A 25,871-nucleotide genomic window follows, 5' to 3' on the forward strand; every position below is an offset into this window, starting at 1 on the left:
TTCCGCAGATATTTTCTCTTATTCCTGAATATGCTCCAATCCCATGTTGAGAATTTTTGCAACATGGTCGTCACTAAGAGAGTATATCATTGATTTTCCTTCACGCCTGAATTTTACAAGGCCGTTTGCTTTTAGAATCCGCAGCTGATGACTGATTGCACTTTGTGTCATCTTAAGGACTTCCGAAAGTTCTCCAACTGAATGTTCCTGCCCCAAAAGCGCAAAAAGAATCTTTATTCGAGTTGAATCACCAAAAATTTTAAAGAGCTCTGCAAGGTCAAAAAGTAAATCCTCGTCGGGCAGATTTGATTCGCTTGAATAATTGTTCATGTGTTTTATGATATGCCTGAAAAATAGACATGTCAAGGACGGAACATAATCCACATAAAGAGACGGCTCTGTTCAAATTTACACAAAGCTTTTATCAAAAAATTTTGCGTTGTTATGTAAAATCTGTGATATAATAATAAATGGAGCGAAAAAGATATGAAAGTAATCGGAAGAAAAGATGACGATGAATTCTTTATAAAATGGGATCCAAAATACAAAATTGGTATTCCTGTTATTGATGCACAGCACGAACATCTTGTAAAGCTTTGTAATGATTTTTATCAAAGTCTCTTAAAAAACAATGATTTTGAAAACTATCAATCGTTAGTAAAACAAACTCTCGAAAAATGTCTTTCTTATGCTTCAACTCATTTCAAAGAAGAAGAAAGGCTTATGCTTGCCGCAAAATTCGAAGGCTACAAACAGCACAAGGCAAGTCATGATGCTTTCACCCAAAAATGTGAAATTAATTATGGATTCATTGATAAATTGCCAGCCGCTGAAGCCATAAAATTCGCACATTTTTTATATGATTGGATTCATACCCATATCGCTCACGAAGACCGCCTCTATTTGCCAGCTCTAGTTGAATTCTTAAAGAAGAATCAAAGTAAATAGAAACAAAAAAGCCGGGCTTCATACCCGGCAATCTTAAAACTTAGTAGTTTCCTTTGTAAATTACGCGAACCTGTTTATACAGACCTTCACCTTCGCTCTTTGTCTCGATGTCAGAGAAGTCATTGAGCGTTGTGTGAATCAATCTTCTCTCAAATGGATTCATCGGTTCAAGAAGAATAGAAGTTCTCTTTGTACGAACCTTATCTGCTGTTGTGTAAGCAAGATGAACAAGATTTTCCTCACGGCGAACACGATAGTTTTCTGTATCAAGAATAACACGAACATCTTCACGACCAAGATGACCAGCATAAACATTTACAAGAAGCTGGAGCGCATCAAGATTCTTTCCTTTGCGACCAATAAGAATTGAAGAACTTTCCGAAGTTAACTTAAGACCAATCTTTTTCTCTTCACGGAAAAGAATTTCTACACCTGCTTCATAACCCATCTTAGTGATAATTTCCGAAACGAAAGTTGTAAGTTTTTGCTCGAACTCATCCTGTGGAATCGGGTTGCCCATAACGCGTTTTGCTGTTTCAGATGGTGAATCATTATCATCATCATCATATTTCACGCCAGGAGCAGCTTCATCTGTATGAACTCGAATTTTGACATATCCTGATTTGAACAATGTCTTTTTCTGTGTTTCGATAATTTCAACATCAAACTGGTCACTTTCAAGACCAAGTTCAATAGTTGCCTTTTCAATGGCATCTTTTTCAGTTTTTCCCTCAAATTCGTAAGTCATATATTTATCTCCTTTTTGTATTCTTACTAACAATTGTTAGTTCTTTTCCTTTCATCATTTTGTTAATTACAATCTGCTGTCCAAGCTGGAAGATGTTGCTGACGGTCCAATACAAAAGCAAACCGGCTGGGGCATTGTAGAACATAAAGAAGAACATAATCGGCATTCCGTACATCAGCATTTTCATCTGACCTGCGTTCTGGCTTGCAGATGTAGTTCCACCGTTTCCAGTAATTTTTCCGAACAAAAGCTGTGAAATAACATAAATCACCGGTAAAATGCGGATTTGGTTCCAGCCAAGGAATGGCAAACCTGTTTCAAAAGTTTTACCGATATGATCACCAACTGAAAGATCATCAATCCAGCCCTTAATAAATGAAGCACCACGGAATTCAAAGTAGTTGTTGAAAAGATTGTACATCGCAAACAAAATTACGAACTGGAAAATCATTGGCAAACATCCGCTCATAGGATTATAGCCGATTTCCTTATACATTTTTGCTGTTTCAACCTGAAGTTTCTGAGGATCACCCTTATACTTTGCCTGAAGTTCCTGCATTTTAGGCTGGAATTTCTGCATTTTTTGGGTACCTTCCAAACTCTTCTTTGTAATTGGGAAAAGCGCCATCTTCAAGATGATTGTAACAATGATAATTGAAACACCCCAGTTATGAACAACTTTATTGACAGTTTCCAAAAGGAATTTCAGAACGACTTCAAGCCAGTACAAAAATCCTGAAGTTTGCAAACTCTCATTAAAGTGAACCCCGCTTAGTTTCCATTCATTTTTATCTTCAGCAACATACTTTTTAAGTTCTGATTCATTTCGCGGACCAGCGTAAATATAATAACTATCGTTAGTCTGATTTTTATCAATAGACTTTCGCGTTACTTTTATTTGAGCATTTGTTCCTTCACCAGATTCAACTTCAGAAGTGTAAACAACTGTACTTGACATCGAGGTTTTGTTTTCTGGATAAACGATGAACTCAAAGTATTTTCCTGCAAGAGCCGACCACATCCAGTCTCGCTCATAATTTTTTGTCTGTTTTTGACCGATGTTAGTCTTTTTGACTTTTTCACCATTGAAAGAAACAATCTGACGATATTCATATCGATCAGTTTTTGGATTATATTTCGGACCAATTTGAGGAGCGGTACGAAGTGTGTAAGCAGCACCACTCAAATCAAGACCCTTAAAGTTCTCTCCGCCATCAATTGTGATATCAAGCTTGAAAGTGTAGTCATTCGGTTTGAAAGTATATGTTTTTACAAGAGTAAATTCTGAATCAGTTCCATCTGCATTTTTATAAGAATATTTCTTGAAAAAACCGATTTTTTCATCACCATTTGATTCTTTCCACTGCTTTGAGTTGAAAAGATCATTGATAATTTCACGCTGTGCACCACCGAGAGAAAGAGAGAAAGCACGGTTTTTGGCAGTAACATTTTCAATAAGTTCTACACCACGATTTGTATCTGCATCACGGTTTTTGAGATTTCCACGCTCATCCTTTTCGATTAACTCGTAGCTGATAATATCGCCACCACGGTTCGTGAAAGTTACTGCAACATTATTGGTAGTAATTGTGAATTTTTCTTCTGTAAGATTGATATTTTCAATTTCTGATGAAAACTCTGAAGAAGGAAGGATTTTTTGATTCTCAGAAATCTGCGAATCGTTAGAAAGATTTGAAGGTTCTGAATTCTCTGACTGTTTTTCCTGAACATTTGAAGCTTGTTCGTTTTGATTTTCAGCAGACTGATTCGGTTTGGGTGGGAACAAAAAAGTCTGTGCCGCAAAAAAACCGACCAGAACCACAGTTGAAAGGCCAATGGCCCAAACAGTATTTTTTTCCATTTTTTTTTCCTTTATGTCACGGAACGGGATCGTAACCGCCACTGTGTAAAGGATTACATTTCAAGATTCGCTTTGTCGAAAGATACATACCTCTGACAGCACCATGCTTATTTAAAGCTTCCAAAGCATAAGCTGAGCAAGTAGGGTAGAACCGGCAACAAGCTGGCTTGAATGGAGAAATGAATTTACGATAAAACCGAATCGGCAAACACAAAATGAATACAATTAACTTCTTCATTTTTTGAGCAAACCGGCTTTTTCACACAATGTACGAAATTGAACACACCGCGTGCTGAACGAGTCTTTCTCGGAAGAAGGGTATACTAAAAAGAGTATATCATATCCGGTGTTCAGGTGTGCTTTAAAATTACGATAGGTTTCGCGACTGAATCGTTTGGCACGATTGCGCTGAACTGCATTGCCAAAACCACGGGGAAGGGGAAAACCGATTCGATTGAATCCAAGCTCATTAGGCAAATAAAATAACTTTGCACCAAATACGCTAGCCCTTTTCCCGTTTTTGAACAGATTTTTAAAATCAGCAGGGCGTTTTATGTGCTCTTCGCGTGTAAAACTTGCTGATTTCATTTGTTTAGTATTTCTTGTGCTCGTCACAAACTGAGAGCTTCTTGCGGCCCTTTGCTCTTCGGCGAGCGAGAACCAGGCGACCACCACGAGTTGCCATGCGAGCGCGGAATCCAAATTTTCTGTTTCGTTTTACTTTACTTGGCTGGTATGTTCGTTTCATAGAACATTCTCCTTATTTTGTGGGAATATTCCCTAAGTTTTGATAAAATTTGAGCAATTTTGCAAGGACTTCCTTTATCCAGCAAAATTTTTGGTAGTGGAAATTAAGTTTAGCAAATTTATTCATTATTGGTCAACAGATAATACGATAGTCACCAAGAAAATTTTGCTTAAAAATACAAATAACTATTTCTTTTCTTCTTCCATCATGTCTTTTTTAAGTCTATCTAGAATCTTACGCAAATTTTCTGGCATTTCTCTTTTTTCCGACAAGTTTGTCTCGTTGTGAAGAGTAGAATTTTCTCTATTTGCATCAAATTTCTGAATAATTTCATCATCCCTTTCTACTTTTGATTTAATCTCATCCCGAATCTTTTCTTCTGAAATCTGATTATGAAGTTCTACTTTCGTACCACGAAGTCTGAATGCCAGCGAAGAGATTTTTACATCTGGCACGCCACGCTTTAATCCAATAAGAATATATTTTTGATAAATACGCAAAGTCTGAATCCATGCAGGATGATCCGCTTCAACAAGAAGAATGCCGTTTTTAAAATCGATAACACGAGAATGTGAGAAAAGATTCGTGCCAAGATTTTCACCATTCTTTGCATTAGAACGAATTGATTCCAGCGTGGCACGCCATGTTTTGAGAAGCTTATTGTTTTTTTCGACTTCCGTGCGCTCAATATTCGTGACCGTCGTCATTATCATTTCCTGAGCGGAAATCAAGTTGTCACCATACATAAATCTTAGTCACCTACAGATTTTTTCTTCGCGTACACACTCAGCCCCACAAGCACACAGCCCTCGATATACGGAAGATTTTTCTCGTTGAGATAAGAAAGCAATTCCTCGCTCTCCGCGCCCGGCTGAATTACGATGCACTTGAAAGGCTTTGTACATTCTTTTATGAGCGCCAGCCCTTTCACCGGATTAATACAAAGATCGATGATGTCAATGTCGCCAGGAATGTCGTTAAAACTAGCAAGCTCCTTCCCAACGGAATGAACCGTGTAGCCGTGCTCCAAAAGCCCCTGCTTGATTTTGTAAGCATATTTCTCAGGATTGAGTGTATCGCCTGCAACGGCAAAAACCTGCTGCTGCATGATTTCTGGTAATTCCATGCAGGTAGTGTAGCATAAAAGTACGAAATTAGGAATGAGCAATGCGGAAAGGGAGAAAAAAAAGAGAAAAAACAGATGGGCGCACCCGCCGACAAGCGGCGGTCGGGCTTTTCGGGGTTACGCTACCGCTGCATTGCGTCGTTCGCTGCGCTCTCTAAGCAACGGCTACGCCGCCCCTACAATCCCTTGCGCTTGAGAGAAAATATAGAAGAATTATTCTGTAATGACTATAGACTTTACTTTATAATCTTTTTCAAAATCACTAGAAAAATTCACTTTCTCAACTGTGCCAGAAATTTCTATAAATTGATCATCTTTCAAATCGATATAGGCATCATTATTGCTGTAAACAGTAATAAGCGGCATGTCCTCAGCTTTGTTCAGAACAGACATACCTTCGAGCTTATATGCATAACCTGCTTTTTTGCTCTCGTCAATGTTTGAAACATAAAACGAAAGTTTCTCAACCTTTTTTCCTTCAATAGGATGCTCGCCGTACCATTTTTTTGCTTTGAGTCGATTAGCCGAGAAGCGTCCAACTGCAGCATATACTGTAAGATTATAGGTTGCCTTTTCAAGCCACTGCTCATAACCGTCTTTTTTCAGTGCGGCAGCGCGTTCTTCAAGTTCTTTCGCAACATTTGCAGAATTTTTACTCCAGCTTGATTTCGGATTCTGCTCGCTATCTCTCACAGTGTTTTTTGATGTAACTTTCTGTCCGTTTTTATCGACATTATATGTCCTCATATCCAAAGTTTCGACAGTGAAAGTGTTTCCGCTTCCAGTAATTTTAAGCTTTGTTTCCTGACCTTGAAGACCAAGCCCAAATTTATAAATCAGAACTTGTGTAAACTCATACTCGTTGTTGATGACATCAAGTTTTCCAAAATTCTTGATTTGTCGAACTGTTTTATCACCTTCAGCAGATTCTGCATAAAGAAGATTCCAAACAACTGGCAAAAGCTCAACATTATCAGGTAATGTTCCTGTAGCAGGTTTCGCCTCGTCAGAAGAAAGGAGACTTTTTCCTAAATTCCCCAAGGGACCTGCAAAAACAGAAAACGACATAAAAGCTGCCAAAACTACAGCAATCACTTTTTTCATAAAATCCTCCTAGATTTATGTTTGATACCGTAAAATAAATTAAGATTTCGTTATTTTTTTTATGAAACCTTGATTTTATACAGTATTATTACATTATTTTATTAAAACTATCAACTGTATATCAAAAATTCTTAATATTGTTCTGTAATTTTTATAATAATAAATCGTCATTCTTAATGCATGAATTCAATTAGAGAAACATTCGTGAACAATCTCAAATACTACCGAAAACAAAAAGGCATTTCCCAAGAAAAACTTTCTTACGCAGTCGAAAAAAGTATTGCCTACATAAATCAAATAGAAAATAAAATATCCTGGCCTCAACCTGAGATGGTGGATAAAATAGCACTCGCCCTCGGAATTCCTTCTTCCGCTCTTTTTGAAGAAAACACCTGCCCTGAGAACAAAAAAGCTGTGTTTGAGAGTAACTTCGGAAAATCGATTGAAGCAGAACTTCTTTCACGAATTGAGAAAGATATACGGGAGGTATGCAAATTGGTGTAAATCCTTAAAACGAAGGATGCCCTTATTTCAAAACGCTTCTTTTCGTAAAATCATCGCCCGCTTCAACAATCCGATTCCAATGAGTTTTCTCGATGGAATAGATTTTTCTTCCTGTTTTGAATTTTCTAGAAAATTCAGCATGGCCTTAGCCGCCGCATGCTTTGCCTTTTTGACATACTTTAGGTTAAGCATTTCAACCGATGTCAAAGATTTTTTCGAAATGCTTATTTCCTTCGTTTGGTCAACAGTCTGCTTTTTTGTGACATTCTGCGTACTCAGATAACCGTATGCCAATTCTGCCGCCATATTTTGTGCTTCTTCCGCTGAATTGCCGTTTCCAACAAACAACTCGTTAACAGTTTGAACAGAAACAGCACAATCATAACGAGTTCCATTATTCCAAAAAGAGTATGTCGGCAAACACAACCCTTTTCCTTCACAATAATTATGCAATTTTTCCGTAGCATTTTCCGCACTTTTGTCGTATTTCAGCAGTTCCGAAGCAACACGCGACAAAACTTCCATATTCCATTTTGAATCTATCGCAACCGCTCCCAAAACAGACTCAATCAAATCACCTTTCTTGTTCTTTCTGTCATGTAAAAAATAAGCGTGAGCACGCTCTAGATAAGAATCGAATTCAAGGACATTTGAGCAATGTGCTAGTTTCTCATTTTTGACCAACCGAGTTTTTTCTTCAGAAAGATTTCCTTCCGTTACCGAAGAAACAAACTGTCCGCTTGCATCAACATAGCAAAACTCAGAAGCGAGATTCTTAACTACAGCAACCCCCAGAACCGCATCACCTATGAATTCCAAAATCTGATAATTCTGTACCCGATTCTGTGTGGCGGCTGAGAGAGAAGAGGAGATAAAAGCCTGCTTAAGAAGTACAGGATTAACAAACTGATAACCTATTTTCTGCTGAATGAAAAAAAGTGTTGTCTCGTCCATATCGTAACTGTAGAATCTCCAAGTATATTGCACAAGGAAATCACTGTAAAATTCCCCCCGGTCTTCGTTTTCTTTTTGAAGCTATTGCAGCCACAGTTGCCAATCTCTCACAATTTGTGACCGGTTTTGATTCGCCTTCTGCAGTATCTTCTTTAGGAAGAATCTTTTTTGTAATAAGAATAAGATCGTCTTCCTTATCTTCAATCATTTTAATTCGTGCAACAGGATTATCCTTTTCCACAAGCAGAATTTGAGAAGATTTTTTAGCCGTCTTTCGTAAAGACTCCGCATTTAGTTCTGAAAGCTCCAGATGCTCAGCCATCATATCCGAAAGAATATGATTCACCACATTATCCACGCTTTGATTAGACTTTTCCGCGAGTTGATTCAAATAGTCTATAGCGATTTTATCCAATTCTAATTCTGTATCAATCCAGCGTTCCAGCGGTGTGATGATCACCTTGTCGAAGTTAATTTTTACATCTTTCGTAATTTTCATGTGCAACTCCTTTTACCATATCGCAATCTGCGATGAGTCATATTTTGAACTGGTCACAATTTGTGACCAGTTACATCAATCGTTTGTAAATCCGATTTTGCGTTCTGACTTTGGCTCTTCAATCAGATTGTTTAGTACTTGAATAATCTGACTAATTTTTCTATCCTGCTCGAAGAACTTTTTGTCACAATGGTCGATGTGAAGCAGAAGCAAGCGACGAATTTCTGCAAGTTCAGCCTTATCGTCCGTTTTGACAATCTGCGAACTGACATAGTGCCTTAGCTGAACAAAAGCATTCATGATACGGATACTCACTTGAACCGCTGTTTCACTACGCAGAACAGCTGAAAGCATGGCTACACCTTGCACGGTAAAGACATAGGGAAGATATTTTGAATGTTTACCACGCAGACTGTCGTTTTCATCGTTTAAGGTCGAAATTTGCGACCTTAGAGAATCATTTTCGCTGTTTAAGGTCACAGATTGTGATTTTAAAGAATCATTTTCCATTTTTGAGGTCACAGACTGTGACCTCAAAACTTCATCCGGCTTTGAGGTCGCAAATTGCGACCTCAAAAAATCGTATTCTTCTGAAGTCAACTGAAATCGAAATTCTTCTGGAAATCGCTCAATATTTCTCTTTACGGCTTCAGTAATTCGTTTCGTCTCCACGCCGTACAGTTCTGCCAAGTCACGGTCAATCATAACCTGCTTGCCACGAATGAGAAAAATCTTGCTCTCAACCAAAATTGGGGTAATATCCTCATTTTTCATAGTCTGATTTTACATCGACTGAAATCGAAAAACATTAAGTTACTAACTTAATGACAAAGGTCAAAAATTGTGCTTCACTGCGAAAGTCTTCCACAAAACACTTGCCGTTTCTGAAAATGATTATTATCTTCAATAATGATGGCAACTTACAAAATCAGTCCAAATTTCTCAATTCCCGTAATTGATGTCCCTGCGACCTCAAAGAATCTCAAATCTTTGCGTGAAAGTCACAATATTACCGTTGCACAGGTTCAAAAACTTTTAGGGATGGAGAATCCGCAATCAATTTACAGCTGGGAAAATTCAGAAAACAAATATTTGCCCCGTCTGGATAACCTTGTTTTTCTTGCAAAACTTTATAAAGTTTCAATTGATGAGTTGCTTGTAATCAAAATGGAGAAAACAGATGGCATGGCTGTCTGTGAGCCGGGAATGCCGTTTGGGATTCTGCAAGAAACTTTGGAATTCATTACACAAACGACAAGTCCTGCTACGAAGATTGCTATTGAGAAATATTACGGATTTTCACTTGGAGTACAATAAGATTGTACACATTAAGGAGATTCCGACCTGTCGCAAAATGTTTACATTGTTATTAAAGTTGTTGTTAAAAAATTACGCCAGTGACTGATATTCCAAGAGGTGTGAAGAAAACTCAGCGTTAGGCTATGGAGCACCGTAGTTCCGAAGCGAACAAAGAGAGCGTAGGAATGAAGCGACAGCGGAAGTGCGGAACAGCCGACCCGAAAAGAGCGAAGCGACTGTAGGGTAACGCCCATCGTTTTCTTTGTTATTTGAACGCCCAAATATTTACTCTTGTTCTTGCTCGTTCTTCCCCCGAATCCGGTTTATCACCCCACCGATTTTGCCAGAAACTTTCTTTACCTCAACGATTTTCCATTCTTCAAGAAGCGGAATAAAACTTTCGCTGCCGTTCTCCGCAATTTTATCCAGAAGAAGCAAAATGACCTGACGATTCCGGGTTTTCAGAATCTCGATGAAAGCCTTTCGCCTCTCCAAGTCCGAAATCTCGCACATAATCTCACGGAAGTTCTCAAAAAGCTCGTTAGTGTAAGTTTCTTTTTCGATTTCCCAGCCAGCGGGAGTGAACACAATAAGCGGAAGTTTCTTCGAATATTCAATAGCGAGGTAGTCGTGCTCAATCGCCCAGTCCACACGGTTCGAGACTTCCTCCGCCGAAAGTTCGGAAAACGCACCATACGCAGGGCTTTTGTCCAGCTGATATTCCAAGATTTTCTTGTCCTTAGAACCTTTCAGAATCTTGGTGAGCATCGACCGACCGCCAGTCGCAATAATTTCGTCAGCTGCACGGAGAATCATACGCAATTCTTCATCTGAGAGTTTTCGGATTTTCCCGCTGTCGAGAGAGTAGGGAAATCGCTTTTGGTTTCGGGACATTTTGAGACTCCTGCTGATGAGTTTCTGGAAAAATTATAGCATCGACAAAGGATTTTAGATACAATTTGATACATGGGAAAGACAACTGCAAAAGACCTGACCATCGCACAACTCAAAAAAATGCTGACTGAAAAATCAAAAGAAGAAATAATCTATTTTCTTGCAAATTTGTACAAATATTCCCCAAGTGTGAAGCAAGCCGTGAACATAAACTTCAATCCACAATATGGCGAAAAACTTCTGGCCGAAGCACAATCAAAAATCGACAAACTCTGCTTTCCGAACACAAAGAGTGGAATCCCATACAATTTTTCCATTTCGGGCATAAAAGCTATCGTAAAAGACTTCAAGAATGTCTGCAATGATGAAAAACTGATAGCCCAACTCAATCTTCACTGTGCAAAAAATCTTATAGAATTCACCAACACTTTCGGTGACATTGACGAGTCTTTTTACAATGCCCTCGAACGCTATTTCTATGATGCAGCTATAATCATTGGAAGTTATGACGATATGTACGAGAAATATTTCCAGAGTTTGGAAAACCTTTGGGAGCAGACTTACGATGTTGGATGGGGATTATACGATGAACTTTCGGATACGCTGGACAGGATACGGAGATAAGACAAATTTAACGATAATTGGAGTTTAAGAGGACTTTGTTTTCCATTTTTACTGTTCCAATGTCTTTATCCGTATATTTTTTCGAAAAAATCTTTTAGTTTCATGAGAATAAGAGAGGTAGTTATAGAAATTCCTTGAAATCATCGAGATATGTTTCCCTGATTTTCTTTATTGCGTCAATCGTCGGTCGCAATGTCTTTTTGTCTTGGCTTTCCGGGTTCTTTACGATTCTTTTCGCCTGTATGTCCGCCGCAAAGAGTGCGATGAGTTTCTGCGTCCTACACTTTGACTTGACGCGCTTCTTGAAAGTGCCGTTGGTCATATAGCACGCTCCCGCACAAGTCCTGCAAATCGGGTAGATATAGCAGTTGTTGTAACAATCTTCGTCTATGAAGTTGTCAATATTTTTATAGTCTATTTCCTGCAGCTTAGAAATTTGCTCTCGTGAAAATGTCATAGGAGTTATGAACGGACACGGATATTTCTGACCGTCCACGTCAAAAAATATCGCACCATCGCCAATTCCGCACCATTTCTTTCTCTCGAATGGTTTTCTCTCGCAATAATGAAGGTTGAGGTTGAGCATTTGGTCGAGTTCCAGAGTATCATTTTCGACATAGAAAGTAGAGAGTTCTTTTAGTTGAGCGGCAAGATCTTTTATGTATTCGTCCTTGTCCCAATTGAAATCGCCTTCGAATTCGTTGACTCCACCTATCAGAAATCCTAGCGAATGAACAAATTTTATATTGTGTGCCAAATGTTTCAGAGAATAATCGGAGAGAGTCATTTTTATGCTTTGCTCTTTCCAGTTGTTTCTGAAAAAATCAATATCGATTTTATTAAAAGAATTCGAGCGGTTGTGGTTGTGCGTGTCCATATCGCCGTCCAAACTCAATCCAAGCCAGAAATGTCTTTTGTTTTGGGCGAACCAAACTTTCATTTCCTCTGTCAAAAGAGTTCCATTCGTTGTTGCATAAAATAAATACGGATAAGATGGGTTCAACTGTCTTGCGTATTCAAACATCTGTTTAATGAGTTTGAATTCTAAAAGAGGTTCTCCACCAATTAGACCGATTTCAACTTCTTTCATGTTACTTGGAACATTCTGGAAAATCCAGTCTATGACTTTTTTTGCGGTGTCGAATGTCATTCTAGCAGTACAATCATGCTTCTGATAGCAATAAATGCAATTCAAATTACAATTATGGGTAATACAAATTGTTGGTGAGAATCTATATTTTCTACTCATATAATACAATCTATTTTATCGAGATGAATCAAAACAACCGCTAGAACAATCTCCTGAACAACCTCCGTCACAACCTCCTTCACAACTTCCTGTACAGCCCCAGCATGAATCGTGTTCATCTGAAAACTCATATTTGATAGTGAAATCTGTTAATGTTTCTTGTATTGTAGTTAATTTTTCCATTATCAAATTATCCAAAACTGTAGTCATTGATGTCTCCTTCTAAAAGTTTATAACTAAAATCATATATTCATATATCAAAACTGTCAATAAAAATTATATACGATTATATCTAAATTGATATAAGGAAAAATGAGCTTAGAAAAAACTGTTATTGATAACATAAAGAGAATTCGCAAAGAAAAAGGCATTACACAGGAACAACTAGCTGAAGCCTGCAACACCGCAACAAGCTATATTGGTCTTATGGAAATCTATAAGAATGTACCGAAATTATCCACGATTGAGAAAATCGCAATCGCTCTTGGCGTTGAACCGCAAGTTCTCTTTCAGAAAACAGAACCAGATTCAGACAACGAAAAGAAAATAGAAATGATAAAGAATAATGTTTTACAAACTTTAGAAAAAGAGCTGATTCGCTCACTAAGGGAAAATTTTACTTTGTAAAATCTCCCCCTCAATTTCCGAGACAATCGCCGGGTTCACAATTCGCATGGCACATTCTTCCGTCTCACTATAGCCCAAAAAGTTGATATTTCCATACCACAAAACTTTTTCATCAATGATTGCAATTTTTTGGGAGACATTTTCTTTCTGTATAACTGTAATACCTGCGTTTTCGAGAAGATTTAAGCATGTTTGTAGTTTTTTGAATTTCCATTCATCATCCGGCTTTCGTACAAAAATCTGAATTCCAACTCCATTGGTAAGAAGTTTTGATGCAAGTAGTGTAAAAGTTTGAGTTTCAGATATTGATAGATATGGTGCAGTTATAATGATTCTGTTTTTCGTCCCCACAATGTCTTTTTCAAAAATAGGACGATAATCTTGCATAGAAAATAATTTTGAAACAACATCATTTTCTTTTATATTTTCGCTACAAGTTTCAGATTTTATCGTATAACCCAGTTGCTTGTAGCCTTTTAAGCGGTTCTGATACATTCTGTCAAAAATAGATATCCTAAAATCAACATAGTCGTAAATCCTAACATCATCTTTTCCTTTAAAATTTCTGTGAAGCCGACCGCAATATTGGGCAAGAGTTCCTTTCCAAGAAAATGGCATTACGAGCATGAGCGTATCGATTTTTGGAAAGTCAAAACCTTCTCCTGCGTATTTTCCTGTTGAAAGAATTATCAAACTTTCATCAGTCTGAACCGAATTCAATTTTTCAAGTTGTTCTTTCTTTTGCTTTTGAGTTCCGCGACCTGTTATCAGAATCACATTTTTCGCACAATCAACTAGCCGTTCCTTAAGCGTTTTCAAATGCTCTATTCTGTCTGAGAGAATCAGAGGTGTTCTGCTTTCCAAAACCGCATTTTTCACATCCTCGATAATCAGATTGTTTCTTGCTTCATTTGAAACAAGTTTTTCATAATATTCGTTTATCTTAGGATTTTCACTGTCACTGTTTATCTGCACATAATGAAAACTCGAAAACCTCGGAACTAGATAATGAGCAAAATTCTGACTTTGATTCATCTGCTTTGCGGTCGTTGAATACAAAATCTGCCCGCACTGATAGAAAATGATTTTCTGATGTCCGTCTCGGCGAATTGGTGTCGCCGTCAGTCCGTAAACATACTTCACCCTAAAACTCGCAACAAGATTTTCCGTCGTGAATGCAGAAACATGATGGCACTCGTCCACAATCAACATTCCGTATTTTTGGGTACGAGGTTTCACTTCGTCAGATTTTTTTTCTGTCAGTGAATTTACAATGGCAACATCGATTATTCCTGTAGATTTATCTTTTCCGGCGGCAATTGTTCCAGTATCAATATTCAGAAATTTCTTCACCGATTTTTTCCATTGTTCAAGAAGGGCATGAGACTGAACAAGAATCAGCGTATTCGTTTTTCGCTCCGCAATCAAAGCCATAGCAACAACAGTTTTTCCAAAGCCTGTTCCCGCAGAAAGAATTCCTGTTTCTGATTTGAACATTGCATTCAGGGCTTCGCGCTGCTCATCATAAAGTTTTTCGAAAAATGTAGCATTTATTTTCGTGCCTGTTTCTCGATTGTCCGTGATTTCATATTCAGCATTTGCATTTTCAATTTTTTCAAGTACTTGATTCAGATTTCCACGAGGAAGAAGCAGAGATTTTTCGTTCTCTTTTGAGCAGTCGATAAACCGTGGTATGTTGTACAACGGAAGGTGCATTCTCAGATTTTTGAAGTATTCTGGATTTAGAAAAACGGCAGTTCTTCTAAAAACACCTAAAGTCTTTTCGGAAATTCCTGATTTTTCAATTTCAACATAGTTTGTAAGCTTGATTTTGATTTTTTGCGGGAAATCTTCTTTTGCGAGAAGGTCTTTTACATCCGCTTTTGAAATTGATTTGCTTATCTTTTCATTTTCGCTCCCATCTTTCTCTACGAAGTTTGGAATCTGATTTTCGATTTCTGTAATAATTTTTCTGACAGTTCTTTCGTCTACTTTCTGGATTCTAGTTAAAAACTCCCACTGGTCATCATAGGGCATAAAATTCTCATCAACAAAAACAGAATACCCTTGTTTCACAGCTCGCCCCTGTAGTGGAAGCGCAATCAGATTTCCGTATCCGCCTTTCGGAACTTCATCCTGATTCGGAAACATTCGGTCAAAAGTCGCAAAAGAAATCGAGTGCCTATTCTGCATGGATGCCTTAATAATTCCACTTCCAAGATTTCGAGCAATACTGGCAGAAACATTTTCCGAAAAGAAAATCCACAAATGCCCGCCATTCCCAGAACGAGAAATTTCGATATAGCTTGATACTCCAAAATCAGTACAAGTTTTATGAACGGCGAGAATGTCGTCTTTCCAAAAATTGCCTTCATTCGTATGCGCATACGCCGTTTTCGCGTCGTTTGCATGAGTGGAAACTATTGACGTTTGCTCCTTCGGAGCATGCGCATCAAAATCCATCGCTAAAAAGCGACAGACATTTCCATCCATCAAAGGATAAACTCCTATTACATCACGACAAAACTCGTCACGCCCTGCAAGATGATTAAAAATGTAACTATCATCCAATTTCACTGGCGATTTATAAGGGCAAGTCGCACAGGAATATTTCTTTAAGTCGCATTTTCCTACAACCCATTTATTTGCACAGACTGGTGAATATCCACTTCTCCCTGATTTTGTATTATACCAGCGAAACGCAAAAACATCTTGCCGACCGACAAAAAGTGATTTATACAGGTTAATTTTTTCTTGGGGTGTACTTTTTCGGGAAACGAGTCTTTGATTGTCCAACACTACAGATTGCTCTTGCAAGGCAGATTCACGAACTTTTTTTTGTTGTTGGATTTTTGACATTTTTTGAAGTAGGAAATCTTTCACCTCTCTTTGGTTATCAGCAAGTTGCATGAGAAGTGAAATCAAATCTTCTTTTGAAAGGGATGCAAGATACTCTTTTAGGGGCACGGTTTATTATAGCACAAGATATCAATGTCTATCAAAACGCAGATTGTTTTATTCGCATTTTTCAATTTATTATTTTATTTTGCTCTACGAGGGCTAAGAACTCGGCAGGAGACATAATCCGTACCACAGAATGTTTGTAATCCTGTTGATTTCTCGTGATAATAATGTCCGCTTTTATTTGTTGTGCAACTTCATGCTGAACAGAATCTTCAAAATCGCTCCAATCAGATTCTAGCGCATTGCGAATACAAACTTCATCAACCCCAGCAATTGAAACAGTCGTCAGAAGATTCCTCATTACCGCTTTCGTTGCTTCCATATCATGTAAAGTGCGTTTTGCAATATAAAAAATATCTGTGCAAGAAGCCGCTGAAATGTAAAAATCATATCCCTTGTCACAATAAGAAAGGACTGCATTCGATTCATCATAAAAATCAGGATTCGCAAGCATAACATCAAGAACGAGATTTGTATCTAAAAACACAATCATAATCCGTACCGCTCCTTTAAACGCTCTTCCCGGATTTCTGCAATACTCGTCGGACGGCATGTTTTTAAAACACCTTGTATTGCTTGCAGGGCTTTCTGTCGCTCACTTCCTGCTGAAGTTTTATTCTTGGGTTTATCCACAAGTCGGATTAAAATTTCACTTCCATTGAAATTACGCAAACTGTCATCAATTGCAACAAGCGTGTTATCATCGATATATCCGTTTACAGCTATCATATCGCACCCCCTTTCTCAAATCTGATTATATCATACCACGATTTAGGGAATTTCGCATTAAGTTAGTAACTTATTGACATAATAATAGAGTTTTATTTTCTGAACTTTTCCCACACATCAAGCGAAAAACTATTTCGCATAATTTTCTTCTTGCGTCCTTATTTTCGTGCTATAATCTCCCCAATGAAATCATCTTCCTACACAGTCGTCAAACATCCGCTTGAGCCAGTCTGGTCGCCAGAAAGCACTGTGCTTCTTTTGGGTACGATGCCTTCACCAGCAAGCAGAGAAATTGGATTTTATTACATGCATCCGCAAAACCGATTCTGGCAAGTTCTCCCGGCTATTTTTGGGGCAACACTTTCACTCCCGAACAACTCACCCGATACAACATCCGCCATTGCCGAACGAAAAGATTTTATTTTACGGCACAATCTCGCCCGCTGTCAGATTGAAGGAGCCTCTGATTCTTCAATAAAACAAGAGATTCCGAACGATTTTACGAAGATTTTTTCAAATTCAAAAATCTGCCGTGTCTTTTTTACCGGGAAAACGGCCGCTGCCCTTTGGAAAAAGCACTGCACATCTTATGAAAAACAATTCGGACTAACTTGCACATGCCTTCCGAGCACAAGCCCGGCAAACGCACGATTCACGATGGAAAAATTGATTGAGGAATATAAAATTGTGAGAGATTTTGAAAAATAAGCAGAGCTTCGGAATTTACTTCCAATTTTCCCAGACTTTCTGCGCCATTCCCACGGTGGCATCAGTCTTACCGTTTCGGCAAATTGGCTGTTTCAAAAGTTTTGCCTGATTCTCAAAGAGTTTTTCTTCCTTTTCGCTGTCGTCAAGGTATGCAATCGAGGCATAGTCTTTTGATTTCTTGTCAATCATTGCCTCAATCGCTTGTGCACGACTGCCTTCCGTCCGTGCAACTGCGCTCACAACCGAATCAAATTCACCTTCGCTCATTTCTTTTTCTTTGAGATCAACGAACTGAAATGCAATCCGCCGTTCCTTGAAAAATCTCTGCGCGCTCTTCGTATCAAAAGATTTGTTAGTTCCAAAAATCTGAATCATGATTATACTCCCAGTACTTCCTTCCATTCTGATTCTTTGAAGCCAGTGCAAACAGCATTATCTGTCACAAGCAAAGGCCTTTTTACCAGCATTCCGTCACTTGCAAGAAGTTTGAACTGTTCGTCCTCGCTCATGCCGGGCAATTTTTGCGAAAGATTCTGCTCACGATACAACATTCCGCTTGTGTTGAAGAACTTTTTGAGCGGAAGTCCGCTTTTTTTGTGAAGTTCACGCAAAGTTGCTTCGTCAGGATGGTCACCTTTGATGTCAATTTTCTCATATTTCACGCCATTTGAATCGCACCAGGCCAACGCTTTTTTGCAGGTCGTGCATCGGTCGTAACAGTAGATTTTTGTCATAGTTCCTCCTATCTCTTCACATGTCGTTTGCTAGTGATTTACTTCCCGATATATCGCATTGAGAAATTACAGCAATCGTCTCCTGCGAACAAGGTTTTATCGCGGCTGTAAAAACCGCGTCTTCATCATCTTCTGGAATATTATGATTCTGAAGAAATTCCGAATATTTTTCACAGGTCTGATTCCAAAGATTTTCAGCAATTTCAGAATTAAAATGCTTATTTAAAACCGTTTTTACATTTTCTTCAAAAGTTCCACCATACGCATTTTTAAGCAATTCTGTTGGATTTACCGACATTTTCTCTTCTCCCAATAATCCTTATAAGCATACCCGTCCATGCTGCCAATCAAAAATTCCTCAGACTTCACGAATCCGCGCGCCTCAAAAGCTGCCATACGCTCGACCGCATAGACAGGGACTTTCGTAATAAGCCGCTCCGTGCCAAAAAGCTCATAAGAGTCCTTTTCAATAAGGCCTGCAATCTCTTCAATTACATCGTGATTTTCATAATCACTCCGCAAATCAAGCCGCAAAACCGCACAATGATTAAAATAATCGTCTGCCTCTCGGTGAAAAAGTTCTATCGTGCCGACAACTTCCGCGCTCGCCTTATCAATCACCGCCCACCGCACAAACCATTTGCTCTTATATGATTTGAGCCAGAAATCCACAGCCTGATTCATCCTTTCAATCGTCGGATAATAAAAATTGTCGCCATGACAGTTGTCGCTGTTAAAAAAAGGAAGTGCATTTTTGTCGCTGTAAACTTTGAGCAAATCCGCCGCGTCCTCTTCTTTCACAAACCGCAGAAGATATTTTTCATTTTCAAAACCCGGAACTGATTCATAAACATTGGTCATAAAATTCTCCAGCACGGAAGGATTATTCTTGATAATCGCCCCGATTTTCTCGCAAGATTCCATCTTCCCGCATTTTCCGCAGTTTTCGATTTTCTTGCTCAAAGCACATTGTCGTATCGGGCAAAGCGATTCACAGTAAGGCGTTTTTACTCCGTCAATCCTGCAGCCAGTGCAGTTTATCATTTCTGGAGTGATTTTAACACCGTTCAGTTCCGACCATTTCCTTGCAACTTTTCCACGAAGTCCATCATCATTATTCACAGTCGCAAGCCGTGCCTCACAAGTTTCACAATCAAGTCCGCAATATGCAATAAAATCGTTCATTTTTTTCCTCCAGTTATCTGCATTTTGCATTCCCAATTATATTATTCAACAGTCCATTCCGTCCAATCAATATGATTATACTGCATCACATCATCAGAATTTTTCATTCCAAGGCTTTCGTAAAAAGGAATCGCATTTTCGTTCATAAAATCTTTCTTTTGGATATTGTGAACCTAAATTCGTCCGCTTAAGAAAATCAATATAATCTTCTGCTCTGATTCGTTCTTCTTCTATGGTAATATTATTTTTCATTTAGCTTCCTTCTCGTAAAACTACAAATCCTTCATATAAAGCACTTCGTCTTCCACCACTTTTCCCATAACCGTCTTTGTAAACGCTTTTAGTATCAACATCTTCCAGCGTCATCTCACGAAGAAAAAGTCGTTCTGTTTCTAATATCATATTTTCCTGCCCTAAGACAAAAGCAAATCTTTTTTATGCAAAAGAAAATCTTCAATATTCAAATGAATTATCCCGTCGTGTGAAAGATCCATCTTATCAAGCGAAAGAACATACTTTGGTGAAGCATCTTTTATAGGTTTGAAAGCTTCGAATTCTCTTCGGATTATTTCTTCAGTCGGCATAAGATAAGAAACCTGAATAAAGCATTTTTTATTTCCGTCAATCGCAACAAAATCAATTTCACCTTTGTATGTTTTTCCCGTATAAACCGAATAACCTCGCAAAATTAACTCATTGTAAATTATATTTTCCAAAAAAAAAGTATCTTCATAATTTACAAGATTCGTATTGATTGTCCTGAATCCCGAATCGATTGCATACTGTTTTTCTATCGTCTTTAAGATTTCTTCTCCAACAATATTAAATCGCTTTACTCTGGAAATAAGATATGCCTTTTCGAGTTTTTCAAGATAATTGTAAATTGTTTTTTTTTCAAAATTTTTTTTGTTTGCTTCGTTAGTATTATTATAGAAGTTCACAATATTCTGTGCGGAAAACTCTTTCCCGGCATTTGAAAGGATATATCCAGAAATCGTATTGAATTTATATTTTTCAATTTCAGAATCGCGCTTGTAAATATCCTTTTCTACGATGCCCTTGAAAACACTTTCGATATAAGATTTTATATCTTTTTCTTCTGAAAACTCAAAACGCTGCGGAAGTCCACCCCATTTGATGTAGTCATAAATAAAATCCTACACCTGTTAGGACTTTGATTAAATCAAGCTCGTAATATTTTCGTATCTGAGAGAGGTATATTTCTCTTTTTATCTGAACCATATAAAAGATTTTACACTAATTCAAAAAAAATACAAGTTTGTGTAAAATGTTTTCGTTTCTGACAGTTCCTTGCCTGCTTCGCACTCGGTCGGGATTAGCCTGCTTATTGAATTTTGCCTATTACACGACAAAAATTCACAACCTGCTCAGAAATCAAGTTTCCAAGCAGGTTCTCCAAAAATCATTTAAGTACTGTCATGTGATTACTTCTTTCTAACTTCTGTTCATTGGACACTCATCATCTGCACAATGACAGCACTTTTCCGGCTCATCTTCATAATCCATACAACATGCACCAAAACTCGGATCATCCCATTCCTCATTTTCTTCGCAATCAAATTCATCACTCATAAATACCTCCTGAACACTCTAGATTATTACCAAAAAGAAATAATTTCTTTTTCAGGATTGTCAAATAAAGAAGTTGCTACCCGTTCTGGAATTACATTTCGATCTCTTGTTAGCTATATCAGCGAGCAGTCATGTATGCCTGTAGCAGCAGAAGACATTTCAAAATGCCTAAAATAAACTCTTAAAAATTATATGCTAAAGTAAAGTTTGTCGAAGAAAAAGTCGTTCAGTTTCAATTATCAACCTCACTCTCCCTGAGGAACTTCATCATTCAAGCTTTTATTTCTGTAATTTAAATTTGTTCTTAAAGTATACCCCTGATTTTCCCAGAAAGAATTTGCAGCATCATTATCCTTAAAAACAAAACCAATTATTTTATTTATCCCTTCTTTGCGCAAAGCCTCTTCTGCCTTTTTTACAAGAAGAGTCGCTATTCCTTCCCGCCTGTAAGAAGGATGAACACACATATGATGAATCAGCGCACGCCTGCCATCATGTCCTGTAAGAATTACCCCCGCAAGCTCCGGCGCATCTCCGCTTTCGTCTTTTACCTCAGCCAGAAAACAGGTTGTCGGATTTCTTTTTAAATACTTCTCAATGCCCTCACGGCTGTCATCAACAGGATTCAGCGCTCTCTTACTTTGCTCCGTACTGCACCAAAGTTCATAAATTTTATCATAATCCTCGATTGTCACAATTCTGATTGAGACATTCATTTTTCACCCCTTTTCCAGCAGTTCCAGTCTGTCGCGATTTTACATGCCAAGCCGCTTTTTCAATTCTTCTTTCACAATTTCCAAATCACTGCTCGTCAAAATCGGAATCATCGAATCAATTTCTTCAATCGATTTATCCCACCATTTGAAGAGTTCGAGCAACTCTATCAGCTCATCATCAAACCGTTTGCGGATTTTCCGGGCAGGATTTCCGACCACAACAGAATACGGCTCAATATCGCTTCCAACAACAGCATTTGCTCCGATAATCGCACCATCGCCAATATGCACGCCTGGCAAAATCACTGCATTCTGACCAATCCATACATCATTCCCGATTACAGTGTCGCCTTTTAGTGGCATGTCGTTCGGAATAGGTGGATTCGCATTCCAGCCCTCAAGCGTGAAAAAGGGGAAAGTCGTAACTGCGTTCATCTGGTGATTTGCACCATTCATCACGAATTCCACGCCCGCTGCAATCTGGCAGAATTTGCCGATTATGAGCTTGTCGCCGTTCCACTCGTACAAATGCGTAACATGGCTTTCAAAATCGCTGTCCGCAATGTAAGTAAAATCGCCCACGATAATCTGCGGATTTTTAATCGTCGGCTTCACATAGATTTCTTTGTCGTAATTTGCAATCGGATGAATTGTCATCGGATCTGGCTGCTTATCGTTTTTCATTTTTTTATTCTTTCTGCGAATGCCTTTAACTTTGTTAAAGATTCTTCCTGCTTTTTCAATGGATTACAAAAATCTTCTTCCGCAACTAGATTTCCGCCTTTTTCGGTTACAGTTTCACGCATGATTGAAAGACATTTTTTTGAGTTTCCTCCACCACTTGAAGCAAAAATACTCACATTCTTTCCAGAAAAATCTGCCGAATCAAAAAATGTATTCATCGGTGGAACAGGTTTAGCCGCCCAAACAGGAGTGCCCAGAATCACACTGGAATATTTTGACAAATCAGGAAGGGCTGTTTTAAGCTCCGGCTTAATGCCATAAACGACATCCTTTCCGCCGTGGAAAAACTTCGCGAGTCCTTTTTTGGGATATTCCTTCACGGTCTCCAAACGGCACAAATCCGCACCAAGTTCCTTAGAAAGTTCCTTAGAAAGTTCCTTTGCTAAAAAATCAACATTTCCTTCAAGCGAATAATAAATGATTATTGTGTCTGCCATTTTTATCTCCCATAAAATTATTATAATCTCTATTTTGAAAATATTTCACCAAAATCAATCAGCGCCTTTTAAATTCCTTTTTCCATCAGATAAAACAGACCCTTTCGCCAGTTTGCTTCGCCTGTTTTGAAATAACCCGCATGCTCATACAGTTTTAACGAGAACGGATTTTTGCTGAACACATCAAGTCGGATGCTCCGAACCCCGATTTTAGCAAGATTTTTCTCTATATGAATCAGAGTTTCTTTTGCAATTCCCCGATTTTGAAAATCAGGATGAACGCAAAGACGATGAATTACGCGATAATCACCATCAACGCTCCAGACAGCTTTTTTGTACTCATCATCACTTTCTTTGTTCACTGCATAAATCACGGCAATCCGCTTTTTCCCACCTTCACAAACTTCACCTGCAAAAAGCGAGTTTGATTTTATGTCGTTCAAAAAATCATCAGCTGTCGGATAAATCTCATCCCACTGAAAAATCTCGTTCCGCTCCATTTCTGAAATCGCCGCTTTCACAAGAGAACAAATCTCGCTCAAATCCGCTTCCGTTGCAAGTCTAAAGTTCATTTTACAACCTCATATCTAAGTCTTAAATACGAATCTTTCAGCACCTTGCAGTCAATCAATTTCAGCACGCCAAGACCAGAAAGTTCTGTCTCACTCGTCAAAGATTTTCCGTCAATCAGCGTCACCGTGTCTTTTCCGCCGATTAAAACAGGAGCAACGATAATATCTACAAAATCAAAGAGTTTTTTCCTCAAAAACAAAGAATTGACCGTACCGCCCGACTGCACAGTAAGCCGCTCGCAGCCAAGCGAATACAAATACTCCAACGCTTCTTCTAAAGAAAAATTTTCTTTGTAAAAAATATGAAGATTCTCTTCTTTTACATTAAATGCACAGTGATTTTTATTCGATGTCAGAAGCACGAATTCTTTTGATTTGGCACAAAAATACTTCACACCGTTTTCGTTCAAATGCGTATTATCCAAAAGAACAAAAGATACAGGAGTTTTTGAAGGCAACGGCTTTTCATTTACGCCCATTTTCTCCTGCACTCTGCCTGTATTGAAACTCCACAAATCCGTCGTTTGCTCAATTTCGTAGTATTGGTTCAAGCCCTCTTTAACACCGTCGATTTTCGGAAAATCCTTGTCCACATCAAGATTGTCAGTCGCACCCGTGCTGATTTTTCCATCAACGCTCATCAGCATGAATAAAGTTGTAACCGGTCTTTTCATTTTTTATCCCTCAAAGTTCATAATCTTTCGCCAACCAAGAGCAAAAATCGTAAGCACAAAAATTCCAGCCGCAACTTGCACAGGGTAAAACATAACCGCACTTTCTGGAATCAAAAGAGCGAGAACACTCATAGCAGCGGCAGGCGGAAAGGGGAGTGCAAAAATTTTAACGAAAATCTGAACGCATATACAAGCCACAAAAGCCACCATCGTAAGAGGAAAATACGGAATCGATGAAAACGAAATCCTGCACACAGCACCACAAAGCGCACAAAGCGAAACCAAAGTCACCACCGAAAAAGGCCTTTTTGCAGCCCCGCTATTCTTGTTCGTAAGCTCGGTGAACGCAACCAAAAGAGGTGGAGCCACACAAAACCGCCAATCAAATCGAATGCAGAAAAATGAAATCAAAGCCACAGAAATGACTCGGAACGCATTGACCGAAAGGACATAACGAATATTAGAAATCACAGGCTCATAATGATTTTCTTCTTTCAAGTGCATTTTTTCGAGCAAAAGACTCAAAGAACAAACTAAAACAGTGAGTCCGATTGCAGCAATTACATAAACAAAACTCCGCGTCTGAATCAAAACTGGAAGGGCAATCGCAGAAATCAACGGTGCAAAACTCGTGCGTGAAAAATAAAGAACAATCTGCCCAATCACGAATGCAATCACGAACTGCCACCATAACGACAACGGCACAAAAATCACGATAAGAACACCGAGCAATGCACAAAGTGAAATGACCAGAATCATCCTAAAATAAGAAGTTTTCCAAACAAGAAATGGCGTAAGAAAACACCCTACTGAAAGTGCCGCAACCTCAGGAAAAATGATTTCCTTTTCACCAGTGAATTCCGCCAGAAAGACCATGACAAGAACGACAAGGAACATAGATAATCGACCAAACAGAGTTGATTTCATTTTATTCTCCAAAATTGACTAATGCCAGGGTAACGCCCGCACACGGAATAATCACGAACAAAAATCCTGCATTACCCAAAAAATGCCAAAGAATCCAGCTTAATGTAACTCCAAAATGGAACGAAAGGAGCGTGATTCCGAAGAATTTTGCTTTAAGCGAAAAAGACTTATCCCCGTTGAAAAAAATTTCCGTAAGCGAAGAAATAAATTGCCTAAAATTATTTGAAGAAAAAATCGTAGAACTTGTAAAACCATAAGCTCCTTTAAAAGCACACCATTGAAAGGACATTGCAAAAAAAGTGGGATAAAGATAAACCGTAAGAGGAAGTTTTTTTGGAATCGGAAAAAGCCACATCACAACAGCTGCAGTAATATCAACAATCATTGCAAGAATTTTTACATTCGCCTTCGTATGTTTGGGAATAAAAGTCACAAGAAAAATTGCAAAGGCATACAAAAAAACTCCAATCGCATGGAATAGAACAGAATATCCTTCGCATTTAAGAAAACCAATAATTATATCAATCAAATTCACAGTCTGTGCTGAACCAAAAAAATGAGCAGCGTTCACAATCGGAAAAATCCCCAAAAATCCACCTATAAACGCGACCGTATAATGTATTTGAGCCTCACGATTTAGATTCATGCGGAGAGTGTAACATAAAATTATTTGGAATTTAACTAGTTTTGAAGATTCTTCCTT

At 38.4% G+C, this 25,871-nt stretch carries 38 protein-coding genes; 6 read left to right on the top strand and 32 right to left on the bottom strand.

What is annotated here, in order from left to right; all coding sequences use genetic code 11:
• Positions 1-18 precede the first annotated feature (18 nt).
• Positions 19-330: a metalloregulator ArsR/SmtB family transcription factor gene (locus Q0Q74_RS03465; protein ID WP_294428538.1), complete on the bottom strand. Its 312-nt coding sequence runs from the start codon at positions 328-330 to the stop codon at positions 19-21.
• Between the two features lie 156 nt (positions 331-486).
• Between Q0Q74_RS03465 and Q0Q74_RS03470 the strand changes: the two genes are divergently transcribed.
• Positions 487-948: a bacteriohemerythrin gene (locus Q0Q74_RS03470; RefSeq protein WP_294428541.1), complete on the top strand. Its 462-nt coding sequence runs from the start codon at positions 487-489 to the stop codon at positions 946-948.
• Between the two features lie 40 nt (positions 949-988).
• On the opposite strand, the gene jag is transcribed toward Q0Q74_RS03470, so the two are convergent.
• The 8 genes from jag to Q0Q74_RS03510 form a co-directional block, all read right to left on the bottom strand.
• On the bottom strand, positions 989-1,696 hold the full coding sequence (gene jag / locus Q0Q74_RS03475; protein WP_294428543.1) for an RNA-binding cell elongation regulator Jag/EloR: 708 nt from the start codon (positions 1,694-1,696) through the stop codon (positions 989-991).
• A 4-nt stretch (positions 1,697-1,700) separates the two neighbouring features.
• Positions 1,701-3,557, bottom strand: coding sequence for a membrane protein insertase YidC (gene yidC / locus Q0Q74_RS03480; RefSeq protein WP_294428545.1), 1,857 nt, complete (start codon positions 3,555-3,557; stop codon positions 1,701-1,703).
• 16 nt (positions 3,558-3,573) lie between these two features.
• Positions 3,574-3,795: a membrane protein insertion efficiency factor YidD gene (gene yidD / locus Q0Q74_RS03485; protein ID WP_294428546.1), complete on the bottom strand. Its 222-nt coding sequence runs from the start codon at positions 3,793-3,795 to the stop codon at positions 3,574-3,576.
• A complete protein-coding gene (gene rnpA, locus Q0Q74_RS03490) occupies positions 3,792-4,145 on the bottom strand; it encodes a ribonuclease P protein component (RefSeq protein WP_294428548.1) in 354 nt (117 codons plus the stop codon). Before rnpA ends, yidD begins: the two co-directional genes overlap by 4 nt.
• Positions 4,146-4,149: 4 nt before the next feature.
• Positions 4,150-4,305 carry a 50S ribosomal protein L34 gene (rpmH, locus tag Q0Q74_RS03495; RefSeq protein ID WP_294428550.1) on the bottom strand — a complete coding sequence of 52 codons (156 nt, stop codon included), beginning with the start codon at positions 4,303-4,305 and terminating at the stop codon, positions 4,150-4,152.
• Between the two features lie 185 nt (positions 4,306-4,490).
• Complete coding sequence (locus Q0Q74_RS03500) at positions 4,491-5,051, bottom strand: DciA family protein (RefSeq protein WP_294428552.1); 561 nt, start codon at positions 5,049-5,051, stop codon at positions 4,491-4,493.
• Positions 5,052-5,056: 5 nt separating this feature from the next.
• On the bottom strand, positions 5,057-5,431 hold the full coding sequence (locus Q0Q74_RS03505; RefSeq protein ID WP_294428554.1) for a CoA-binding protein: 375 nt from the start codon (positions 5,429-5,431) through the stop codon (positions 5,057-5,059).
• A 213-nt stretch (positions 5,432-5,644) separates the two neighbouring features.
• Positions 5,645-6,535 (bottom strand): hypothetical protein, encoded by an 891-nt coding sequence (locus Q0Q74_RS03510; RefSeq protein WP_294428556.1) that lies wholly within the window; start codon positions 6,533-6,535, stop codon positions 5,645-5,647.
• Positions 6,536-6,715: 180 nt separating this feature from the next.
• Here Q0Q74_RS03510 and Q0Q74_RS03515 point away from each other — a divergent pair, with 180 nt between their 5' ends.
• On the top strand, positions 6,716-7,039 hold the full coding sequence (locus Q0Q74_RS03515; RefSeq protein WP_294428558.1) for a helix-turn-helix domain-containing protein: 324 nt from the start codon (positions 6,716-6,718) through the stop codon (positions 7,037-7,039).
• Positions 7,040-7,066: 27 nt separating this feature from the next.
• Here Q0Q74_RS03515 and Q0Q74_RS03520 read toward each other — a convergent pair whose 3' ends face one another.
• The 3 genes from Q0Q74_RS03520 to Q0Q74_RS03530 all read right to left on the bottom strand — a co-directional run bounded on the left by Q0Q74_RS03520 (position 7,067) and on the right by Q0Q74_RS03530 (position 9,266).
• Entirely contained in the window at positions 7,067-7,993 is a 927-nt protein-coding gene (locus Q0Q74_RS03520) for a ribonuclease III domain-containing protein (RefSeq protein ID WP_294428560.1), read from the bottom strand.
• Between the two features lie 40 nt (positions 7,994-8,033).
• Positions 8,034-8,492, bottom strand: coding sequence for a hypothetical protein (locus tag Q0Q74_RS03525; protein ID WP_294428562.1), 459 nt, complete (start codon positions 8,490-8,492; stop codon positions 8,034-8,036).
• A 75-nt stretch (positions 8,493-8,567) separates the two neighbouring features.
• Complete coding sequence (locus Q0Q74_RS03530; protein WP_294428564.1) at positions 8,568-9,266, bottom strand: ORF6N domain-containing protein; 699 nt, start codon at positions 9,264-9,266, stop codon at positions 8,568-8,570.
• Positions 9,267-9,401: 135 nt separating this feature from the next.
• Here Q0Q74_RS03530 and Q0Q74_RS03535 point away from each other — a divergent pair, with 135 nt between their 5' ends.
• A complete protein-coding gene (locus Q0Q74_RS03535; RefSeq protein ID WP_294428565.1) occupies positions 9,402-9,809 on the top strand; it encodes a helix-turn-helix transcriptional regulator in 408 nt (135 codons plus the stop codon).
• A 267-nt stretch (positions 9,810-10,076) separates the two neighbouring features.
• On the opposite strand, the gene Q0Q74_RS03540 is transcribed toward Q0Q74_RS03535, so the two are convergent.
• On the bottom strand, positions 10,077-10,685 hold the full coding sequence (locus tag Q0Q74_RS03540; protein WP_294428567.1) for an RQC-minor-1 family DNA-binding protein: 609 nt from the start codon (positions 10,683-10,685) through the stop codon (positions 10,077-10,079).
• 72 nt (positions 10,686-10,757) lie between these two features.
• Between Q0Q74_RS03540 and Q0Q74_RS03545 the strand changes: the two genes are divergently transcribed.
• Positions 10,758-11,309, top strand: coding sequence for a DUF6155 family protein (locus tag Q0Q74_RS03545; RefSeq protein WP_294428569.1), 552 nt, complete (start codon positions 10,758-10,760; stop codon positions 11,307-11,309).
• Positions 11,310-11,430: 121 nt separating this feature from the next.
• Here the strand turns inward: Q0Q74_RS03545 and Q0Q74_RS03550 are convergent, their stop codons facing one another.
• Positions 11,431-12,558: a radical SAM protein gene (locus Q0Q74_RS03550; RefSeq protein WP_294428571.1), complete on the bottom strand. Its 1,128-nt coding sequence runs from the start codon at positions 12,556-12,558 to the stop codon at positions 11,431-11,433.
• Between the two features lie 15 nt (positions 12,559-12,573).
• On the bottom strand, positions 12,574-12,768 hold the full coding sequence (locus Q0Q74_RS03555; protein ID WP_294428573.1) for a hypothetical protein: 195 nt from the start codon (positions 12,766-12,768) through the stop codon (positions 12,574-12,576).
• 102 nt (positions 12,769-12,870) lie between these two features.
• Here Q0Q74_RS03555 and Q0Q74_RS03560 point away from each other — a divergent pair, with 102 nt between their 5' ends.
• The gene (locus Q0Q74_RS03560; protein ID WP_294428575.1) at positions 12,871-13,185 is read left to right on the top strand and encodes a helix-turn-helix transcriptional regulator; all 315 of its coding nucleotides are present in this window, start codon (positions 12,871-12,873) and stop codon (positions 13,183-13,185) included.
• Here Q0Q74_RS03560 and Q0Q74_RS03565 read toward each other — a convergent pair.
• The 3 genes from Q0Q74_RS03565 to Q0Q74_RS03575 all read right to left on the bottom strand — a co-directional run bounded on the left by Q0Q74_RS03565 (position 13,162) and on the right by Q0Q74_RS03575 (position 16,878).
• Positions 13,162-15,762 carry a DEAD/DEAH box helicase family protein gene (locus Q0Q74_RS03565; protein WP_294428576.1) on the bottom strand — a complete coding sequence of 867 codons (2,601 nt, stop codon included), beginning with the start codon at positions 15,760-15,762 and terminating at the stop codon, positions 13,162-13,164. The two genes, Q0Q74_RS03560 and Q0Q74_RS03565, sit on opposite strands and share 24 nt — an antisense overlap.
• 451 nt (positions 15,763-16,213) lie before the next feature.
• Positions 16,214-16,642, bottom strand: coding sequence for a PIN domain-containing protein (locus tag Q0Q74_RS03570; protein WP_294428578.1), 429 nt, complete (start codon positions 16,640-16,642; stop codon positions 16,214-16,216).
• Positions 16,639-16,878: a hypothetical protein gene (locus Q0Q74_RS03575; protein WP_294428579.1), complete on the bottom strand. Its 240-nt coding sequence runs from the start codon at positions 16,876-16,878 to the stop codon at positions 16,639-16,641. The genes Q0Q74_RS03570 and Q0Q74_RS03575 overlap by 4 nt, the downstream gene beginning before the upstream one ends.
• A 183-nt stretch (positions 16,879-17,061) precedes the next feature.
• Here Q0Q74_RS03575 and Q0Q74_RS03580 point away from each other — a divergent pair, with 183 nt between their 5' ends.
• On the top strand, positions 17,062-17,586 hold the full coding sequence (locus Q0Q74_RS03580) for a DNA-deoxyinosine glycosylase (protein WP_294428581.1): 525 nt from the start codon (positions 17,062-17,064) through the stop codon (positions 17,584-17,586).
• A 15-nt stretch (positions 17,587-17,601) separates the two neighbouring features.
• On the opposite strand, the gene Q0Q74_RS03585 is transcribed toward Q0Q74_RS03580, so the two are convergent.
• The 14 genes from Q0Q74_RS03585 to Q0Q74_RS03650 all read right to left on the bottom strand — a co-directional run bounded on the left by Q0Q74_RS03585 (position 17,602) and on the right by Q0Q74_RS03650 (position 25,814).
• Positions 17,602-17,961 (bottom strand): ArsC family transcriptional regulator, encoded by a 360-nt coding sequence (locus tag Q0Q74_RS03585; protein ID WP_294428583.1) that lies wholly within the window; start codon positions 17,959-17,961, stop codon positions 17,602-17,604.
• 2 nt (positions 17,962-17,963) lie between these two features.
• Positions 17,964-18,320, bottom strand: coding sequence for an arsenate reductase family protein (locus Q0Q74_RS03590; RefSeq protein WP_294428585.1), 357 nt, complete (start codon positions 18,318-18,320; stop codon positions 17,964-17,966).
• 16 nt (positions 18,321-18,336) lie between these two features.
• Positions 18,337-18,618, bottom strand: coding sequence for a hypothetical protein (locus Q0Q74_RS03595; protein ID WP_294428586.1), 282 nt, complete (start codon positions 18,616-18,618; stop codon positions 18,337-18,339).
• On the bottom strand, positions 18,609-19,505 hold the full coding sequence (locus Q0Q74_RS03600; protein ID WP_294428589.1) for a GNAT family N-acetyltransferase: 897 nt from the start codon (positions 19,503-19,505) through the stop codon (positions 18,609-18,611). The genes Q0Q74_RS03595 and Q0Q74_RS03600 overlap by 10 nt, the downstream gene beginning before the upstream one ends.
• Before the next feature lie 252 nt (positions 19,506-19,757).
• On the bottom strand, positions 19,758-19,907 hold the full coding sequence (locus Q0Q74_RS03605; RefSeq protein ID WP_294428592.1) for a hypothetical protein: 150 nt from the start codon (positions 19,905-19,907) through the stop codon (positions 19,758-19,760).
• An 11-nt stretch (positions 19,908-19,918) separates the two neighbouring features.
• Positions 19,919-20,446 (bottom strand): hypothetical protein, encoded by a 528-nt coding sequence (locus Q0Q74_RS03610; protein WP_294428593.1) that lies wholly within the window; start codon positions 20,444-20,446, stop codon positions 19,919-19,921.
• Between the two features lie 514 nt (positions 20,447-20,960).
• Positions 20,961-21,098, bottom strand: coding sequence for a hypothetical protein (locus tag Q0Q74_RS03615; RefSeq protein WP_294428595.1), 138 nt, complete (start codon positions 21,096-21,098; stop codon positions 20,961-20,963).
• A 245-nt stretch (positions 21,099-21,343) separates the two neighbouring features.
• On the bottom strand, positions 21,344-21,814 hold the full coding sequence (locus tag Q0Q74_RS03620) for a GNAT family N-acetyltransferase (protein WP_294428597.1): 471 nt from the start codon (positions 21,812-21,814) through the stop codon (positions 21,344-21,346).
• A 39-nt stretch (positions 21,815-21,853) separates the two neighbouring features.
• Positions 21,854-22,498: a CatB-related O-acetyltransferase gene (locus Q0Q74_RS03625; protein WP_294428621.1), complete on the bottom strand. Its 645-nt coding sequence runs from the start codon at positions 22,496-22,498 to the stop codon at positions 21,854-21,856.
• Positions 22,495-22,995, bottom strand: a complete 501-nt coding sequence (locus Q0Q74_RS03630; RefSeq protein WP_294428623.1) for a flavodoxin — start codon at positions 22,993-22,995, stop codon at positions 22,495-22,497. The genes Q0Q74_RS03625 and Q0Q74_RS03630 overlap by 4 nt, the downstream gene beginning before the upstream one ends.
• Before the next feature lie 68 nt (positions 22,996-23,063).
• Entirely contained in the window at positions 23,064-23,567 is a 504-nt protein-coding gene (locus Q0Q74_RS03635; RefSeq protein ID WP_294428624.1) for a GNAT family N-acetyltransferase, read from the bottom strand.
• The gene (locus tag Q0Q74_RS03640) at positions 23,564-24,241 is read right to left on the bottom strand and encodes a dihydrofolate reductase family protein (RefSeq protein ID WP_294428625.1); all 678 of its coding nucleotides are present in this window, start codon (positions 24,239-24,241) and stop codon (positions 23,564-23,566) included. The genes Q0Q74_RS03635 and Q0Q74_RS03640 overlap by 4 nt, the downstream gene beginning before the upstream one ends.
• Positions 24,242-24,244: 3 nt before the next feature.
• Entirely contained in the window at positions 24,245-25,168 is a 924-nt protein-coding gene (locus Q0Q74_RS03645) for a hypothetical protein (RefSeq protein ID WP_294428626.1), read from the bottom strand.
• Position 25,169: 1 nt separating this feature from the next.
• Positions 25,170-25,814, bottom strand: coding sequence for a YoaK family protein (locus tag Q0Q74_RS03650; RefSeq protein WP_294428627.1), 645 nt, complete (start codon positions 25,812-25,814; stop codon positions 25,170-25,172).
• Positions 25,815-25,871 lie beyond the last annotated feature (57 nt).

This window comes from uncultured Treponema sp. (genome assembly GCF_946187725.1).
Lineage (GTDB): Bacteria > Spirochaetota > Spirochaetia > Treponematales > Treponemataceae > Treponema_D.

Excerpts from the sequence above, each read along its gene's own strand:
- Q0Q74_RS03470 (WP_294428541.1), top strand. The coding sequence starts at position 487 with ATGAAAGTAATCGGAAGAAAAGATGACGATGAATTCTTTATAAAATGG.
- Q0Q74_RS03510 (WP_294428556.1), bottom strand. The coding sequence starts at position 6,535 with ATGAAAAAAGTGATTGCTGTAGTTTTGGCAGCTTTTATGTCGTTTTCT.
- Q0Q74_RS03535 (WP_294428565.1), top strand. The coding sequence starts at position 9,402 with ATGATGGCAACTTACAAAATCAGTCCAAATTTCTCAATTCCCGTAATT.
- Q0Q74_RS03595 (WP_294428586.1), bottom strand. The coding sequence starts at position 18,618 with ATGTCGGTAAATCCAACAGAATTGCTTAAAAATGCGTATGGTGGAACT.
- Q0Q74_RS03500 (WP_294428552.1), bottom strand. The coding sequence starts at position 5,051 with ATGTATGGTGACAACTTGATTTCCGCTCAGGAAATGATAATGACGACG.
- Q0Q74_RS03505 (WP_294428554.1), bottom strand. The coding sequence starts at position 5,431 with ATGGAATTACCAGAAATCATGCAGCAGCAGGTTTTTGCCGTTGCAGGC.
- Q0Q74_RS03600 (WP_294428589.1), bottom strand. The coding sequence starts at position 19,505 with ATGAACGATTTTATTGCATATTGCGGACTTGATTGTGAAACTTGTGAG.
- Q0Q74_RS03615 (WP_294428595.1), bottom strand. The coding sequence starts at position 21,098 with ATGAGTGATGAATTTGATTGCGAAGAAAATGAGGAATGGGATGATCCG.
- Q0Q74_RS03560 (WP_294428575.1), top strand. The coding sequence starts at position 12,871 with ATGAGCTTAGAAAAAACTGTTATTGATAACATAAAGAGAATTCGCAAA.
- Q0Q74_RS03540 (WP_294428567.1), bottom strand. The coding sequence starts at position 10,685 with ATGTCCCGAAACCAAAAGCGATTTCCCTACTCTCTCGACAGCGGGAAA.
- Q0Q74_RS03605 (WP_294428592.1), bottom strand. The coding sequence starts at position 19,907 with ATGATATTAGAAACAGAACGACTTTTTCTTCGTGAGATGACGCTGGAA.
- Q0Q74_RS03515 (WP_294428558.1), top strand. The coding sequence starts at position 6,716 with ATGAATTCAATTAGAGAAACATTCGTGAACAATCTCAAATACTACCGA.
- Q0Q74_RS03625 (WP_294428621.1), bottom strand. The coding sequence starts at position 22,498 with ATGAAAAACGATAAGCAGCCAGATCCGATGACAATTCATCCGATTGCA.
- Q0Q74_RS03585 (WP_294428583.1), bottom strand. The coding sequence starts at position 17,961 with ATGATTCAGATTTTTGGAACTAACAAATCTTTTGATACGAAGAGCGCG.
- Q0Q74_RS03590 (WP_294428585.1), bottom strand. The coding sequence starts at position 18,320 with ATGACAAAAATCTACTGTTACGACCGATGCACGACCTGCAAAAAAGCG.
- rnpA (WP_294428548.1), bottom strand. The coding sequence starts at position 4,145 with ATGAAATCAGCAAGTTTTACACGCGAAGAGCACATAAAACGCCCTGCT.
- Q0Q74_RS03525 (WP_294428562.1), bottom strand. The coding sequence starts at position 8,492 with ATGAAAATTACGAAAGATGTAAAAATTAACTTCGACAAGGTGATCATC.
- Q0Q74_RS03570 (WP_294428578.1), bottom strand. The coding sequence starts at position 16,642 with ATGATTGTGTTTTTAGATACAAATCTCGTTCTTGATGTTATGCTTGCG.
- Q0Q74_RS03530 (WP_294428564.1), bottom strand. The coding sequence starts at position 9,266 with ATGAAAAATGAGGATATTACCCCAATTTTGGTTGAGAGCAAGATTTTT.
- Q0Q74_RS03640 (WP_294428625.1), bottom strand. The coding sequence starts at position 24,241 with ATGAAAAGACCGGTTACAACTTTATTCATGCTGATGAGCGTTGATGGA.
- Q0Q74_RS03520 (WP_294428560.1), bottom strand. The coding sequence starts at position 7,993 with ATGGACGAGACAACACTTTTTTTCATTCAGCAGAAAATAGGTTATCAG.
- Q0Q74_RS03575 (WP_294428579.1), bottom strand. The coding sequence starts at position 16,878 with ATGATAGCTGTAAACGGATATATCGATGATAACACGCTTGTTGCAATT.
- Q0Q74_RS03630 (WP_294428623.1), bottom strand. The coding sequence starts at position 22,995 with ATGGCAGACACAATAATCATTTATTATTCGCTTGAAGGAAATGTTGAT.
- Q0Q74_RS03465 (WP_294428538.1), bottom strand. The coding sequence starts at position 330 with ATGAACAATTATTCAAGCGAATCAAATCTGCCCGACGAGGATTTACTT.
- Q0Q74_RS03580 (WP_294428581.1), top strand. The coding sequence starts at position 17,062 with ATGAAATCATCTTCCTACACAGTCGTCAAACATCCGCTTGAGCCAGTC.
- Q0Q74_RS03650 (WP_294428627.1), bottom strand. The coding sequence starts at position 25,814 with ATGAATCTAAATCGTGAGGCTCAAATACATTATACGGTCGCGTTTATA.
- yidD (WP_294428546.1), bottom strand. The coding sequence starts at position 3,795 with ATGAAGAAGTTAATTGTATTCATTTTGTGTTTGCCGATTCGGTTTTAT.
- Q0Q74_RS03550 (WP_294428571.1), bottom strand. The coding sequence starts at position 12,558 with ATGAGTAGAAAATATAGATTCTCACCAACAATTTGTATTACCCATAAT.
- jag (WP_294428543.1), bottom strand. The coding sequence starts at position 1,696 with ATGACTTACGAATTTGAGGGAAAAACTGAAAAAGATGCCATTGAAAAG.
- Q0Q74_RS03555 (WP_294428573.1), bottom strand. The coding sequence starts at position 12,768 with ATGACTACAGTTTTGGATAATTTGATAATGGAAAAATTAACTACAATA.
- Q0Q74_RS03645 (WP_294428626.1), bottom strand. The coding sequence starts at position 25,168 with ATGAAATCAACTCTGTTTGGTCGATTATCTATGTTCCTTGTCGTTCTT.
- Q0Q74_RS03635 (WP_294428624.1), bottom strand. The coding sequence starts at position 23,567 with ATGAACTTTAGACTTGCAACGGAAGCGGATTTGAGCGAGATTTGTTCT.
- rpmH (WP_294428550.1), bottom strand. The coding sequence starts at position 4,305 with ATGAAACGAACATACCAGCCAAGTAAAGTAAAACGAAACAGAAAATTT.
- Q0Q74_RS03620 (WP_294428597.1), bottom strand. The coding sequence starts at position 21,814 with ATGAATGTCTCAATCAGAATTGTGACAATCGAGGATTATGATAAAATT.
- Q0Q74_RS03545 (WP_294428569.1), top strand. The coding sequence starts at position 10,758 with ATGGGAAAGACAACTGCAAAAGACCTGACCATCGCACAACTCAAAAAA.
- yidC (WP_294428545.1), bottom strand. The coding sequence starts at position 3,557 with ATGGAAAAAAATACTGTTTGGGCCATTGGCCTTTCAACTGTGGTTCTG.